Annotated in this window: 15 protein-coding genes and 1 other annotated feature; all 15 genes read left to right on the top strand. The window is 37.3% G+C overall.

The window, feature by feature from the left end; translation table 11 throughout:
- The first annotated feature begins 212 nt into the window (after positions 1 to 212).
- The gene (ctsR, locus tag JFT89_RS02930) at positions 213 to 674 is read left to right on the top strand and encodes a transcriptional regulator CtsR (RefSeq protein ID WP_002029353.1); all 462 of its coding nucleotides are present in this window, start codon (positions 213 to 215) and stop codon (positions 672 to 674) included.
- Between the two features lie 169 nt (positions 675 to 843).
- Entirely contained in the window at positions 844 to 1,392 is a 549-nt protein-coding gene (gene mcsA / locus JFT89_RS02925) for a protein-arginine kinase activator protein McsA (RefSeq protein ID WP_002063403.1), read from the top strand.
- A 4-nt stretch (positions 1,393 to 1,396) separates the two neighbouring features.
- Complete coding sequence (gene mcsB, locus JFT89_RS02920) at positions 1,397 to 2,461, top strand: protein-arginine kinase McsB (RefSeq protein ID WP_201039428.1); 1,065 nt, start codon at positions 1,397 to 1,399, stop codon at positions 2,459 to 2,461.
- A gap of 22 nt (positions 2,462 to 2,483) precedes the next feature.
- Positions 2,484 to 4,919: an ATP-dependent protease ATP-binding subunit ClpC gene (gene clpC, locus JFT89_RS02915; protein ID WP_002063405.1), complete on the top strand. Its 2,436-nt coding sequence runs from the start codon at positions 2,484 to 2,486 to the stop codon at positions 4,917 to 4,919.
- A 94-nt stretch (positions 4,920 to 5,013) separates the two neighbouring features.
- Positions 5,014 to 6,390, top strand: a complete 1,377-nt coding sequence (gene radA, locus JFT89_RS02910; RefSeq protein ID WP_002009817.1) for a DNA repair protein RadA — start codon at positions 5,014 to 5,016, stop codon at positions 6,388 to 6,390.
- A 3-nt stretch (positions 6,391 to 6,393) separates the two neighbouring features.
- A complete protein-coding gene (disA, locus tag JFT89_RS02905; RefSeq protein WP_000392162.1) occupies positions 6,394 to 7,467 on the top strand; it encodes a DNA integrity scanning diadenylate cyclase DisA in 1,074 nt (357 codons plus the stop codon).
- 160 nt (positions 7,468 to 7,627) lie between these two features.
- Positions 7,628 to 8,731, top strand: a complete 1,104-nt coding sequence (locus JFT89_RS02900) for a PIN/TRAM domain-containing protein (RefSeq protein ID WP_002063406.1) — start codon at positions 7,628 to 7,630, stop codon at positions 8,729 to 8,731.
- 16 nt (positions 8,732 to 8,747) lie between these two features.
- Positions 8,748 to 9,428 carry a 2-C-methyl-D-erythritol 4-phosphate cytidylyltransferase gene (gene ispD / locus JFT89_RS02895; RefSeq protein WP_002009811.1) on the top strand — a complete coding sequence of 227 codons (681 nt, stop codon included), beginning with the start codon at positions 8,748 to 8,750 and terminating at the stop codon, positions 9,426 to 9,428.
- A gap of 113 nt (positions 9,429 to 9,541) precedes the next feature.
- Positions 9,542 to 10,018 (top strand): 2-C-methyl-D-erythritol 2,4-cyclodiphosphate synthase, encoded by a 477-nt coding sequence (gene ispF / locus JFT89_RS02890; RefSeq protein ID WP_000488386.1) that lies wholly within the window; start codon positions 9,542 to 9,544, stop codon positions 10,016 to 10,018.
- An 89-nt stretch (positions 10,019 to 10,107) separates the two neighbouring features.
- Positions 10,108 to 11,565 (top strand): glutamate--tRNA ligase, encoded by a 1,458-nt coding sequence (gene gltX, locus JFT89_RS02885; RefSeq protein WP_033706313.1) that lies wholly within the window; start codon positions 10,108 to 10,110, stop codon positions 11,563 to 11,565.
- A gap of 47 nt (positions 11,566 to 11,612) precedes the next feature.
- Positions 11,613 to 11,858: a binding site (T-box leader), on the top strand.
- Positions 11,859 to 11,995: 137 nt separating this feature from the next.
- Positions 11,996 to 12,661 carry a serine O-acetyltransferase gene (cysE, locus tag JFT89_RS02880; protein ID WP_002091498.1) on the top strand — a complete coding sequence of 222 codons (666 nt, stop codon included), beginning with the start codon at positions 11,996 to 11,998 and terminating at the stop codon, positions 12,659 to 12,661.
- Positions 12,642 to 14,039 (top strand): cysteine--tRNA ligase, encoded by a 1,398-nt coding sequence (gene cysS / locus JFT89_RS02875; protein WP_002091500.1) that lies wholly within the window; start codon positions 12,642 to 12,644, stop codon positions 14,037 to 14,039. The genes cysE and cysS overlap by 20 nt, the downstream gene beginning before the upstream one ends.
- A 2-nt stretch (positions 14,040 to 14,041) precedes the next feature.
- Positions 14,042 to 14,449 carry a Mini-ribonuclease 3 gene (locus JFT89_RS02870; RefSeq protein ID WP_002009804.1) on the top strand — a complete coding sequence of 136 codons (408 nt, stop codon included), beginning with the start codon at positions 14,042 to 14,044 and terminating at the stop codon, positions 14,447 to 14,449.
- Complete coding sequence (gene rlmB, locus JFT89_RS02865; RefSeq protein WP_002091503.1) at positions 14,446 to 15,189, top strand: 23S rRNA (guanosine(2251)-2'-O)-methyltransferase RlmB; 744 nt, start codon at positions 14,446 to 14,448, stop codon at positions 15,187 to 15,189. Before JFT89_RS02870 ends, rlmB begins: the two co-directional genes overlap by 4 nt.
- Before the next feature lie 3 nt (positions 15,190 to 15,192).
- Positions 15,193 to 15,705 carry an NYN domain-containing protein gene (locus JFT89_RS02860; protein ID WP_002009801.1) on the top strand — a complete coding sequence of 171 codons (513 nt, stop codon included), beginning with the start codon at positions 15,193 to 15,195 and terminating at the stop codon, positions 15,703 to 15,705.
- The last annotated feature ends 59 nt before the right edge of the window (positions 15,706 to 15,764 follow it).

The raw sequence follows: 15,764 nt of genomic DNA, 5'->3' as shown, positions 1-15,764 counted from the left end.
AGATAAAAACACAAGTCTTTTGACTTGTGTTTTTTCGTGTTTCTTTTTACAATTCATAGTAATTTAAAAAATCTTTACTTAAAGAATCGTCCTTTTGATTAAAGACAGGGAAATGTGGCTAGGATAGTGAATAAGCAAAAGAGTTGCAAATTTTTTTAATACGTATATAATTAAAGTCAAAGATAGTCAAAGTCAATAAAGGTGGCGGATAAATGAGAAATATATCTGATATCATTGAGAAATATCTAAAGCAAGTTATTGACTTAAGCAATAATAATGCGATTGAAATCAAGAGGAATGAGGTCGCTGATCGATTCGATTGTGTGCCGTCTCAAATCAACTATGTAATCAATACCCGTTTTACGTTAGAAAGAGGATTTGTAGTAGAAAGTAAACGAGGTGGAGGAGGTTACATTCGCATTATAAAAGTCAAACTGCATGATGATATAGACATTATTGATCAAATGCTTCATATGATTGATCATAGCGTTGCACAAGGAAATGCTGAAAGTATGATTATACGTTTAATAGAAGAAGGAATTATAACAAATCGTGAAGCTAAACTTATGTTAAGCGTACTAGATCGTTCTGTATTATTAATGGATGTTCCTTCTCGAGATGAACTTAGGGCTCGAATATTATGCGCAATGTTAAGAACACTGAAATATAAATAAATATAACTTTTGTTAAGAATGATAGCTAAGATAATGCAGTTTAATATTGTAGGGATTTTGAAAGATGACATGTACTTTTACTAAATGGATTAAGGAAAGAGAACAATCTAGTAATGTATGAAAAGTATCATGAGATAGATCGTTCCTGTTGTAAAGGTGGGGGATAGCGATGACTTGTCAAAACTGTAATATAAGACCAGCAACTTTACATTATACAAAAGTAATCAACGGAAAAAAGGCGGAAGTTCATCTTTGCGAGCAATGTGCAGAACAAAGTGGCTATACGTCTTTCTTTCAATCACCGCAGTCTAATTTTTCATTCCATGACCTATTAGCCGGATTATTGCATAGTGAACCAGCAATGTTTGAAGAAGGGCAGGATGCATTTTCAAATACAAATATATCAAGATGTCCGAATTGTAAGATGACATATGAACAATTTACAAAAGTGGGACGCTTTGGATGTGCTTCTTGTTACGATACATTTAAGGGGCACTTAAAACCATTGTTAAAACGTCTTCACGGTGGGCATACGGAACATTGTGGAAAAATTCCTGAACGTATAGAAGGAAATATCTACTTAAAGAAAGAATTAGATGAACTAAAACTCAATCTGAAACAATATGTACAGAAAGAGGAATTTGAGAAAGCGGCTGAAGTACGAGATAAAATTCGAGGTCTTGTAAATCAGCTTAGTGAGCATAGAGAGGGGGAATAGTTCTATGTCACTGGACAGAATCATGAATGAAGCGATTAGTCCATGGATGAAGGGAGATGGCCCTGATTCTGATATTGTTTTAAGTAGTCGAATTCGTTTGGCTCGTAATTTTAAAAAATATCAATTCTCTACTATGCAAAACGAGGAAGAAGCTAAACAGATTCATGAGTTATTTAAGAAGAAGTTTATAAATAAACCTGTAGAACCTTTTGGGGAGTTTGAACTATTAAAAATGAATGAATTAAATCCTCTTCAAAGGAGAGTTTTAGTTGAGAAGCATTTAATTAGTCCAAATCTTGCAGGAACAGAATACGGAGCATGCCTACTATCAGCAAGTGAACATATAAGTATCATGCTTAATGAAGAGGATCATGTTAGGATTCAGTGCCTATTTTCAGGTTTACAGTTATCAGAGGCGCTTCAAAGTGCCAATCAAATAGATAATTGGATCGAGGAACAGGTTGAATATGCTTTTGATGAATCGCTTGGATATATTACGAGTTGCCCCACTAACGTCGGTACAGGATTAAGGGCTTCGGTAATGATTCATTTGCCGGGACTGGTTTTAACGAAAAGAATTAACCGTATTATACAAGTAATTCAAAAATTAGGGTTAGTAGTAAGAGGAATATACGGTGAAGGTAGCGAAGCGTTAGGTAATATATTTCAAGTGTCAAATCAAATGACACTAGGGAAATCAGAAGAAGATATTATTGCAGATTTAAAGAGTGTCATTCAACAAATCACCCATCAAGAAAAAATGGCTAGAGAATTAATTGTACAAAATTCAAGCATTGAGCTTGAAGATAAAGTATTCCGTTCTTACGGAATACTAGCTAACAGTCGTTTAATTCAATCTGCAGAAGCAGCCACTTGCTTATCAGATGTACGGCTTGGTATTGACTTAGGATATATACAAGGTATATCGAGAAATATTTTAACTGAGTTAATGGTTCTTACTCAGCCAGGCATTTTGCAACAATATGCAGGAGGACCTTTAGGACCAGAAGAAAGAGATTATCGAAGAGCAACTTTAATCCGTGAGCGATTACGAATTGAACAAAATTAAGCGCAAGTAGGAGGCGATTTCTATGATGTTTGGAAGATTTACAGAACGAGCACAGAAAGTATTAGCTTTATCTCAAGAGGAAGCAATTCGCATTGGGCATAATAATATTGGAACAGAACATATTTTACTTGGGCTTGTACGCGAAGGTGAAGGAATTGCAGCAAAAGCGTTAATTGCTCTTGGATTAAGTCCAGAGAAAGTTCAAAAAGAGGTAGAAGCATTAATTGGACGTGGAACGGAAGCTTCTCAAACAGTACATTACACACCTCGTGCTAAAAAAGTTATTGAGTTGTCTATGGACGAAGCTCGTAAGCTAGGCCATTCCTACGTTGGAACAGAACATATTTTACTTGGTTTAATCCGTGAAGGTGAAGGTGTAGCAGCACGCGTTTTAAATAATTTAGGTGTAAGCCTAAATAAAGCAAGACAACAAGTGTTACAACTCCTTGGAAGTAATGAAGCTAGTTCAGGTCACCAGGGTGGTTCATCAACAAATGCGAATACACCTACACTTGACAGTCTAGCACGTGATTTAACAGTTGTTGCACGTGAAAATCGTTTAGATCCTGTTATTGGACGTAGTAAAGAAATTCAACGTGTAATTGAAGTGTTAAGCCGTAGAACAAAAAACAATCCAGTATTAATTGGAGAACCTGGTGTAGGTAAGACAGCAATTGCGGAAGGATTAGCACAGCAAATTGTAAATAATGAAGTTCCTGAAACTTTAAGAGATAAGCGTGTTATGACATTAGATATGGGTACAGTTGTTGCTGGAACAAAATATCGTGGTGAATTTGAGGATCGTTTAAAGAAAGTGATGGATGAGATTCGCCAAGCTGGTAACATCATTCTATTTATTGATGAGCTTCATACGTTAATTGGTGCAGGAGGGGCGGAAGGTGCAATTGATGCATCGAATATTTTAAAACCATCTTTAGCACGTGGTGAATTACAATGTATTGGTGCAACAACTTTAGACGAATATCGTAAATATATTGAAAAGGATGCGGCATTAGAAAGACGTTTCCAACCAATTCATGTTGATGAACCAAACTTAGAAGAATCAGTTCAAATTTTAAAAGGTTTACGTGACCGTTATGAGGCGCATCACCGCGTATCTATTACAGATGATGCAATCGATGCGGCTGTAAAACTTTCAGATCGTTACATTACAGACCGTTTTTTACCTGATAAAGCAATCGATTTAATTGATGAGGCTGCATCAAAAGTGCGCTTACGTTCTTATACAACACCGCCAAACTTAAAAGAGCTTGAAGTGAAGCTTGAGGAAATTAGAAAAGAAAAAGATGCAGCTGTACAAAGCCAAGAATTTGAAAAAGCTGCTTCCTTACGTGATATGGAACAACGTTTACGTGAAAAGTTAGAAGATACAAAGCGTCAGTGGAAAGAGAAACAAGGACAAGAAAACTCAGAAGTAACAGTAGAAGATATTGCAAATGTCGTTTCCACATGGACACGTATTCCAGTTTCTAAACTTGCACAAACAGAGACAGATAAATTATTAAACTTGGAATCAATTTTACATGATCGTTTAATTGGGCAGGATGAAGCAGTTGTAGCTGTGGCAAAAGCTGTTCGTCGTGCGAGAGCGGGATTAAAAGATCCGAAACGTCCAATTGGCTCATTTATTTTCCTAGGACCTACTGGTGTAGGTAAAACAGAACTAGCAAGGGCATTAGCGGAATCTATGTTCGGTGATGAGGATGCAATGATCCGCATCGATATGTCTGAGTACATGGAAAAGCATTCTACTTCTCGTTTAGTTGGATCTCCTCCAGGATATGTTGGATATGAAGAAGGTGGACAATTAACAGAGAAAGTTCGTCGTAAGCCATATTCAGTTGTCTTATTAGATGAAGTAGAGAAAGCTCATCCTGATGTGTTTAATATTTTACTACAAGTATTAGAAGATGGCCGTTTAACAGATTCTAAAGGACGTACAGTTGATTTCCGTAATACAATTGTTATTATGACGTCTAATGTTGGTGCAGACGCATTAAAACGTAATAAACATCTTGGATTTAACGTACAAGATGAGAGCCGCGATTATTCAGATATGAAAGGTAAAGTAATGGATGAATTGAAAAAAGCATTTCGTCCAGAATTCTTAAACCGTATTGATGAAATTATCGTGTTCCATATGCTTGAGAAAAAACATATTCAAGAAATTGTAACTCTTATGGTGAATCAGTTAGTGAATCGCTTAAAAGAACAAGAGATTGAATTGCATTTAACAGAAGGAGCAATTTCAGCAATTGCTGATAAAGGATTTGATCGAGAGTACGGTGCTCGTCCGCTTCGTAGAGCAATTCAAAAACATGTAGAAGATAGACTATCAGAAGAACTGTTAAAAGGTGCTATTGAGAAAGGACAAAAAGTTATCTTTGATATAGAAGGAGAATCATTTGTCATTCATAGTGCGGAAAAGGTAAAATAAGTATAGACAAACAAAGAGGGCTACGCGATAGCCCTCTTTCTTGTACGAGAAGGATAAACGTTTGTAGATGAAAGTGAAGTGAACTATAAAAGATATGGCTAAAAAGAAAACAAAATTTACATGTCAAGAATGTGGTTATCAGTCGCCAAAATATATGGGGAAATGTCCTGGATGTGGTCAATGGAATACGCTTGTTGAAGAGATGGAACCAGTTGTATCATCAAGACGCCTTAATTATGCCAATGCAATTCAATCAGAAGTAACAAAACCAAGACGCTTAACAGAGGTAGAAACAAAGTCTGAGGCGCGTATTGAAACGAAATTTCAAGAGTTTAACCGTGTACTTGGTGGCGGGATTGTAGATGGATCTTTAGTACTTATTGGTGGAGACCCTGGGATTGGGAAATCAACATTGTTATTACAAATTTCATCGCAATTAGCAGATTCTTCATATGATGTACTATACATATCAGGTGAGGAGTCAGCAAAGCAGATCAAACTTCGTGCAGATCGTTTGCATGTAAAGGGTAGTAATCTATTTGTTGTAGCAGAGACTGATTTACAGAGAATTGCAGCGCACATTGAAGAGATGAATCCAGCTTTTGTTGTTATTGACTCCATTCAGACGATACATTTACCTGAAGTGACGTCAGCCCCAGGGAGTGTAACGCAAGTACGTGAATGTACAGCGGAATTAATGAAACTTGCAAAGACGAAAGGGATTCCTATTTTTATCGTCGGACATGTGACAAAAGAAGGGGCAATTGCAGGACCACGTATGCTAGAACATATGGTTGATGCAGTTCTTTACTTTGAAGGAGATCGTCACCATACATATCGTATTTTGCGAGCTGTGAAGAACCGTTTTGGTTCCACAAATGAAATGGGTATCTTTGAAATGAAGGAACTAGGTCTTGCAGAAGTACTAAATCCTTCTGAAATTTTCCTTGAGGAACGTCCAGTTGGAGTTGCAGGATCCACAGTGGTTGCTTCAATGGAAGGAACAAGACCGGTTTTAGTAGAAATACAAGCATTAATCTCCCCTACTAGTTTTGGAAATCCTCGAAGAATGGCGACGGGAATTGATCATAACCGCGTTTCACTTATTATGGCAGTGCTAGAAAAAAGAACAGGTTTATTGTTGCAAAATCAAGACGCATATTTAAAAGTTGCGGGTGGCTTGAAATTAGATGAACCAGCGATCGATTTAGCTGTCGCCTTAAGTATTGCTTCAAGTTTCAGAGATAAAGCTACTGCACCAGCCGATGCGGTAATAGGAGAAGTAGGCCTAACTGGAGAAATAAGAAGAGTATCAAGAATTGAACAACGTGTACAAGAAGCAGCGAAATTAGGATTTCAACGTGCTATTATTCCTAGGAAAAATTTGGGGGGATGGACAATTCCAGATGGGATTGAGGTAGTAGGTGTTTCTAATTTAGGAGAAGCGCTTCGTTTGACATTAGGAGGCTAGGCTATGGAGGAAAACAAGCAACGTGTCAAAAGTATGATTAATATTCTACAGCTTGTTGCCCCAGGAACACCACTACGCGAAGGGATAGATAACGTACTTCGTGCGCAAACTGGAGGGCTAATTGTTCTTGGGTATAATGAGCAGATTAAAAGTATTGTTGATGGAGGATTTCACATTAATTGTGCATTCTCACCGGCTAGTTTATATGAATTAGCAAAAATGGATGGGGCACTTATTTTAAATGAAACTGGGAGCAAAATTTTAATTGCAAATGCGCAATTAGTTCCAGATCCATCCATTGATTCTATTGAAACAGGTATGCGTCACCGAACGGCAGAGCGTGTAGCAAAGCAGACGGCTAGCCTTGTTGTGGCTATTTCACAAAGACGTAACGTAATTACACTATATCAAGGGAACTTACGTTATACACTAAAAGATATAGGTGTAATTTTAACAAAGGCAAACCAAGCTATTCAAACGTTAGAAAAATATAAAGCTGTATGGAATGATGGGATTACGAATTTGGGCATTCTAGAATTTGAAGAGGTCGTTACAATGTCCGAGGTAGTTCACGTTTTACATAGTGTTGAAATGGTACTGCGTATTAAAAATGAAATAGTGAGCTACATTCATGAGTTAGGAACGGAAGGAAGGTTAATTCGTTTACAACTTACAGAATTACTAGCCGACTTAGAAGCAGAGGCAGCGTTATTAATTAAGGATTATTATCAAGAAAAAACGCAGGATCACCATCAAATTTTGAAAAAGTTACAAGATCTTGCAAATACACAGCTTTTAGAGGATAGCGATTTAGTTAAATTGCTCGGCTATCCAGGGCAAATGAGCTTAGAAGAAAGCGTGACACCGAGGGGATACCGAATCGCAAGCAAAATTTCTCGTGTTCCACCACTTATCATTGAAAATTTAATTAATCGATTTAAAACATTACAAGGTGTTTGTCGTGCAACTATTAATGAATTGGATGATGTGGAAGGAATTGGGGAAGTTAGGGCGAAGAAAATACGAGAGGGCCTAAAAAGAATTCAAGAGCATCTCTATATGAGTAGACACAATTAAGAATATTACATTGATTCCATAATATAACGACACTAGAACATTTTTGTTATATGATATGGTATATTGGTAAATAAAACTATTTACAAAAAAACACGTCCGCTTTTGCATTCGGCGTTTTGATTAGCAAAACAATGGTTAATAATGAGTAGGAGGTGGTTGGATGTTAAAAAGGATCGTACAGCTCTTCTTTTTAGTAATCGGGGGAGCGTTAGGGATTTTTCTAATCCCAAAAGTTATTAATGTATTGGACGTCGGTGCTGTTCCTTTGCTTGAGGGATCGTACGTTCGTGCAATTATTGGTGCAATTATTTTATTTTTAACAACATTTTGGCTTGTGGATTATATTGTTCAACTTATTAAACATATCGAAGAAGCCCTTGTAAAGGCACCGGTAGCGGATGTTTTATTTGGTACATTAGGGTTGATCTCTGGTCTTATTGTTGCATATTTAATTTTGATACCAATTCGTGAATTCACGATTCCAGTCATTAGTACAGTATTACAAGTGTTCTTTACTCTTTTACTTGGTTATTTAGGATTCCAAGTAGGATTTAAAAAGAGAAATGAATTGCTAGGATTATTTACATTACCCCAGCGTGGAGGTAAGAAGAAAAACAATAGCGAGAACGAAGAGGTAGAGGTAGAAAAATCTACAACTCATTGGAAAATTCTCGATACAAGTGTAATTATTGATGGACGTATTGCGGATATTTGCCAAACGAAGTTTTTAGAAGGAACAATTGTGATTCCACAATTCGTATTAGAAGAGCTTCAGCATATTGCCGATTCTTCTGATGCTTTAAAGCGTAATCGTGGTCGCAGAGGATTAGACATTTTAAATCGTATTCAAAAAGAGCTACCAATTCCGGTGGAAATTTATGAAGGCGATTTTGAGGATATCCAAGAGGTGGATAGCAAGCTTGTAAAGTTAGCTAAAATCACTGGTGGAACTGTTGTAACAAATGATTTCAACTTAAACAAAGTTTCTGAATTACAAGGAGTAACAGTATTAAACATTAACGATTTAGCGAATGCAATTAAACCAGTCGTACTCCCTGGCGAAGAATTAAGTGTTTATGTTGTGAAAGATGGTAAAGAACAAAATCAAGGTGTGGCATATTTAGATGATGGCACGATGATTGTAGTAGAAGACGGTAGAGAATATGTCGGTTCGCAACTTAATGTACTAGTTACAAGTGTGTTGCAAACATCGGCTGGTCGTATGATTTTCGCAAAACGTAAATTATTAGAAAAAGCATTATAAGTAGAGGATTATTAATATGTATACGTTAATTATTCCAGCAGCGGGTCAAGGGAAACGGATGGGTGCTGGCAAAAACAAGTTGTTCTTACTTATAAATGGAGTACCTATCATTGTGCATACATTACGTGCTTTTGAAAAAGATAAAGCATGTAAACGTATTATCATGGCAATTAACGAAGAGGAACGCCCTTATTTTGAGGAGTTAATGCAGAAGTACCCGGTTGAAAAGCAGGTACAATTTATTCAAGGTGGGGCTGAAAGACAAGATAGTGTGTATAATGCGCTTCAGTATGTGAGCGGAGTGGAGTATGTTCTCGTACACGATGGTGCGCGCCCGTTCGTAACGAATAAGATGATGCAAGATGTATTAACTGCAGCAGAGAAATATGGTGCTTCCATTTGTGCGGTGCCAGTGAAGGATACCATTAAGAAAGTAGAACAGGGTGTTGTTGTTGAAACGGTAGAACGTTCTCAGCTTAAAGCGGTTCAAACACCGCAAGGATTTTCTGTTCCTCTTTTATTAGAAGCTCATAGAAGTGCAAAGCAAAGTTGTTTTCTTGGTACAGATGATGCAAGTCTCGTAGAACGTGTAGGGAAGAAAGTAGGCGTAGTAGAGGGGAGTTACTATAATATTAAAGTGACGACTCCAGAGGATTTACTAATTGCTGAAAGTTTCCTTCATGTTCAGAAGAAATAGAAGTGATGGTATTATAGTAAAGAAAAGCTCGGCAGTTGCCGGGCTTTTCTTTATAGAGATAGCAATATAATATAGAATTCATAAAGTAGTTTAGATTGAGGAGGATGTAAAGAATGTTTCGAATTGGACAAGGTTTTGATGTACATGAATTTGCGGAAGGTAGACCGTTAATTATCGGTGGAATTACAATTCCTCATGAAAAAGGATTAATCGGTCACTCGGATGCAGATGTATTGTTACATACGATTGCTGACGCATGTCTAGGAGCAATTGCAGCAGGAGATATTGGAAAACATTTTCCTGATACAGATCCTGCCTTTAAAGATGCGGATTCAGCCGTATTGTTACAAAAGGTTTGGGAATTTGTGCGTGAACAAGGTTATGAGCTAGGGAACCTAGATTGTACAATTATTGCCCAAAAGCCAAAAATGGCACCGCATATTGAAAGCATGCGTAAACGCATTAGTGAACTATTAGAAACGTCTATTGATAATATTAATGTAAAGGCAACAACAACAGAAAAATTAGGATTTACAGGTAGAGAAGAAGGGATTGCTTCTCAAGCGGTTGTTTTATTACAGAAAAAATAGTGGTTTTTAATTCGTAAGATGGATAATCACGTTTTTTTGGTGTACAATTATAGAATGTGTTGACATTAAGATTGGAAGGTGTACCAACTATGGAAAAGCAAGTGAGAGTGCGCTATGCGCCAAGTCCAACAGGACACTTACATATCGGAAATGCGCGTACGGCATTATTTAATTATTTATTTGCTCGTCATCAAGATGGTAAGTTTATTATTCGTATTGAAGATACTGATGTGAAACGTAATGTTGCTGGTGGAGAAGAAAGCCAATTAAAATACTTGAAATGGCTCGGTATGGACTGGGATGAAGGTGTTGATGTTGGTGGTGAATTTGGACCATATCGTCAAACAGAGCGTTTAGATATTTATAAAAAATTATATAAAGATTTATTAGAGCGTGATTTAGCTTACAAATGTTATATGACAGAAGAAGAGCTAGAAGCAGAGCGTGAAGGTCAAATCGCTCGTGGTGAAACACCGCGTTATGCAGGAAACCACCGTGATTTAACTGAGGAGCAAATTAAAGGATTTGAGGCTGAAGGCCGTATTCCAAGTATTCGCTTCCGTGTGCCGGCTGATAGCGACTACACGTTTAAAGATCTCGTAAAAGATGAAGTTGCATTCCATTCAAATGATTTTGGTGATTTCGTTATCGTGAAAAAAGATGGAATTCCAACTTATAACTTTGCGGTAGCGGTAGATGATCACTTAATGGAGATTACACACGTGCTTCGTGGTGATGATCATATTTCAAACACGCCAAAACAAATGATGATTTATGAAGCTTTCGGTTGGGATATCCCGAAGTTCGGTCATATGACTTTAATTGTAAACGAAAGCCGTAAAAAGCTAAGTAAGCGTGACGAATCTATTATTCAATTTATTGAGCAATATAAAGAGCTTGGATATCTTCCAGAAGCAATCTTTAACTTTATTGCATTACTAGGTTGGTCACCAGTAGGTGAAGAAGAAGTCTTCTCTCAAAATGAGTTTATCAAAATGTTTGATGCAGCTCGTTTATCAAAATCACCTGCATTATTTGATTCCCAAAAACTAAAATGGATGAACAACCAATATATGAAAAAACAAGATTTAGATACGGTTGTTGAACTAAGCTTACCGCATTTAGTGAAAGCGGGTCGCGTAGGTGAAAACTTAAGCGAACAAGAACAAGCGTGGGTTCGTGATGTAATTGCTTTATATCATGACCAAATGAGCTTTGGAGCTGAAATTGTAGAGCTTTCTGAAATGTTCTTTAAAGATCATGTTGATCATGAAGAAGAGGGACAAGAAGTATTGAAAGGTGAACAAGTACCTGAAGTACTTCGTGCATTTGCCGATCAATTAGAAGCTTTAGAAGCAATGGAGCCAGCGGCAGTTAAGGCGGCTATTAAAGCAGTTCAAAAAGAAACAGGACATAAAGGTAAAAACCTATTTATGCCAATCCGTGTTGCTACTACTGGACAAACACATGGTCCAGAGCTTCCTAACGCTATTGCTCTTCTTGGAAAAGAAAAAGTTTTAAATCGTATTCAAAAAGTAATTGGTTAACATTTTCTAGGTTTAGCAATATAATAAGTATATCTAAAATCTAATAAGGAAAAGCGACGAGAAGGAGAAGTAGAAAATCAGGCTTTTTACAGAGAGAACCACCCTTAGGCTGGAAGTGGTTTATAAGCGGATTTTTGAAATGCCCCTTCGAGTCTTCTGTTGAACAGCGAAGTATTTCGCGGAACGTCTTAGGGCGCAAAGTAAACAGAAGCGGTGTAAACCGTTATCATGGATGAGTTTGAGGCTTCTTTAGCCTAAACAGAGTGGAACCGCGCTTAAAAGGCGTCTCTGTCTATATGACAGAGGCGTCTTTTTTTTATACCATGTAAATGGTGTGAGTATAAGTTTTATCCCCTTGTATAAAGATTTAAGGGGAAGTGGGGAGTTAGTTCACTCGAAAAAAGCAGCCCATAAAGGGGAGGGAACATCGATGTTTAAGAGGCTTCGGGAAGATATTGAAGTCGTTTTTGAACAGGATCCAGCGGCAAGAAGTTATTTCGAAGTCATTTTAACTTACTCTGGATTACATGCAGTTTGGGCCCATCGAATTGCACATGCTTTTTATAAAAGGAATTTTTTCTTTATGGCACGTTGGATTTCGCAAGTTAGTCGTTTTTTTACTGGCATTGAGATTCATCCAGGAGCAACTATTGGTCGTCGTTTTTTCATTGATCATGGAATGGGGGTTGTAATTGGAGAAACGTGTGAAATTGGCGAAAACGTAACAATTTATCAAGGTGTCACATTAGGTGGTACAGGTAAAGAAAAAGGAAAGAGGCACCCTACAATTCAGGATAATGTATTAATTGCAACAGGTGCTAAAGTACTAGGTTCTATTACTATTGGAGAGAATTCTAAAATTGGAGCAGGATCTGTCGTGTTAAAGGAAGTTCCTGCGCATTCTACAGTTGTAGGTATACCTGGCCGAGTCGTTATTCAAAATGGAGTAAAGATTGGTCAAGAATTAAATCATTCTGATCTTCCGGATCCGATTTTTGATAAATTAAAGGTTATGGAAGTAGAACTTGATAAATTGAGAAAGCAACTCGAAGTAAAGGTAGGAAGGAAGGATAAAAATGACTATTCACATTTATAATACGTTAACGCGTCAAAAAGAAGAGTTTATGCCATTAGAAGAAAATAAGGTAAAGATGTATGTGTGCGGACCTACAGTGTATAACTACATTCACATCGGGAATGCAAGACCACCTATGGTGTTTGATACAGTACGCCGTTACTTAGAATATAAAGGATATGATGTGCAGTATGTATCTAACTTTACTGACGTGGATGATAAATTAATTAAGGCGGCAAACGAATTAGGTGAAGATGTGCCAACAATTGCAGATCGTTTTGTTGAAGCTTACTTTGAAGATGTAACGGCACTAGGTTGCAAACATGCAACGGTTCATCCACGTGTAACGGAAAATATGGATATCATTATTGAATTTATTCAAGAACTTGTGAATAAAGGGTATGCATATGAATCAGAAGGTGATGTGTACTTTAAAACGAAAGAATTCGAAGGTTACGGTAAATTATCACATCAACCGATTGCAGACTTACGTCACGGTGCACGTATTGAAGTAGGAGAAAAGAAACAAGACCCTCTTGATTTTGCTTTATGGAAAGCTGCGAAAGAAGGAGAAATCTTCTGGGAAAGCCCTTGGGGGAAAGGACGCCCAGGGTGGCATATTGAATGCTCAGCAATGGCGCGTAAATATTTAGGGGATACAATTGATATTCATGCTGGTGGTCAAGATTTAGCATTTCCTCATCATGAAAATGAAATTGCGCAGTCTGAGGCGTTGACAGGAAAAACATTTGCACGTTATTGGATGCATAACGGATATATTAATATTAATAACGAGAAGATGTCTAAGTCGCTTGGAAACTTCATTTTAGTTCACGATATCATTAAACAATATGATCCACAGTTAATCAGGTTCTTTATGCTATCGGTACATTACCGTCACCCAATTAACTTTAGCGAGGATTTATTGCAAAGTACTAATAATGGACTAGAAAGAATTAAAACAGCTTACGGTAACTTAAAGCATCGTATGGAAAGTAGTACGGATTTAACGGACCATAATGAAAAATGGTTAGCTGAAATGGAAAAGTTCCAGGTTGCATTCGAAGAAGCGATGGATGATGATTTCAATACGGCTAATGCGATTACTGAATTATATAACGTAGCAAATCACGCAAATCAATATTTGTTAGAAGAACATACTTCTAAAGTTGTAATTGAAGCGTATGTAAAACAACTTGAAACATTATTTAGTATTTTAGGATTAGAATTAGCGCAAGAAGAGTTGCTTGATGAAGAAATTGAAGCACTAATCCAAAAGCGTATTGAAGCTCGTCAAAATCGTGACTTCGCACTATCTGATCAAATTCGCGATGATTTAAAAGGACGTAATATTATTTTAGAAGATACCGCTCAAGGTACAAGATGGAAAAGAGGATAAGAATGATTGATGCAAAGCAATTGAACAGCTTAGCTTTAGCATATATGGGTGATGCGGTATATGAGCAATATATCCGCTATCACCTCCTTCAAAAGGGGACAGTTCGCCCTAATCAATTACATCGCTTAGGGACGGGCTTTGTTTCGGCAAAAGCACAGGCGAAAGTTGTTTATCATTTATTAGAAACGGCATTTTTGACAGAAGAGGAAGAGGCGGTATTAAGAAGAGGGCGTAATGCGAATTCGGGTACTGTTCCAAAAAATACAGATGTACAAACATATCGACACAGTACAGCCTTTGAAGCGCTAATCGGTTATCATCACTTGTTGAATAATCGTGAAAGATTGGACGAGATTGTATATAAGGCGATTGACGTTTTGGAAGAAAAGGAAGGGAGCACATCATCATGAGTAGTGAATATATTATCGGACGTAACCCTGTAATTGAAGCTTTAAGAGCGGGGCGAGATATTAATAAAATTTTGGTAGCGGAAGGTGCTGCCAAAGGACAAGTGCAAATTGTACTAGCATTAGCAAAAGAGAATAAGGTTATCTTGCAACACGCACCAAAGAAGAAATTAGATCAATTGGTTGAGGGTAATCATCAAGGTGTAATTGCTCAAGTAGCTGCATATCAATATGCTGAGTTAGAGGATTTGTTTAAATTAGCAGAAAAACGCAATGAAGATCCGTTCTTCTTAATTTTAGATGAAATTGAAGACCCGCATAACTTAGGCTCTATTATGCGTACTGCGGATGCAACAGGGGCTCATGGGGTTATTATTCCAAAAAGAAGAGCGGTGGGACTTACAGCGTCAGTTGCGAAAGCGTCGACTGGGGCAATTGAATATATTCCTGTTGCACGTGTAACGAATTTATCGCGTACAATTGATGAATTAAAAGAACGTGGACTTTGGATTGCTGGTACAGATGCCAAAGGGAAAACAGATTACCGTAATTTAGATGGTAATATGCCAATCGGACTAGTAATTGGTAGTGAAGGAAAAGGTATGAGTCGTATTATTGGTGAAAAGTGTGATTTCCTAATTACTTTACCGATGGTCGGTAAAGTTACATCCTTAAATGCTTCAGTAGCCGCAAGTTTGTTAATGTATGAGGTATATCGTAAACGTCACGAAATTGGTAAATAAAAAATGAACGATATTTTAATCGTTGACGGTTACAACATTATCGGGGCTTGGGGAGACTTGAAGAAACTGCGGGATGTAGATTTACAGTCATCAAGAGACGCACTTATTGATAAGATGGCGGATTATCAAGGCTATACAGGCACAAAGGTAATGATTGTCTTTGATGCCTATACAGTCTATGGTATTGAAAAAAAGATGAAACAATCACGGGTGGAAGTAATATTCACGAGAAAAAATCAAACTGCAGATGAAAAGATAGAACAACTTGCGATTGAGCTTAGAAATATAAATACACAAATATACGTTGCAACTTCGGATTATACGGAGCAATGGATTATATTTGCGCAAGGTGCACTTCGAAAATCTGCGCGTGAATTAGAGTTAGAAGTGCAAGCGATGGAACAACAAGTAAGAAGGTGTACAAAAGACACGAAAGAAAAGCAACCCGCCATGCGAAAGATATTTAGTGAAGATATTACAGAAAAATTAGAAAAATTAAGAAGAGGAGAGCGTTGAAGCATTGACGCTCTTTATCTTTTTACTGTATAATATTGCTAAATATATAGCGGTCGGAG

Source organism: Bacillus sp. TH25, assembly GCF_016650935.1.
Taxonomy (GTDB): Bacteria; Bacillota; Bacilli; order Bacillales; family Bacillaceae_G; genus Bacillus_A; species Bacillus_A mycoides.
The sequence above is the reverse complement of the archived record's forward strand: the minus strand, read 5'-3'. Positions and strand labels throughout refer to the sequence as shown.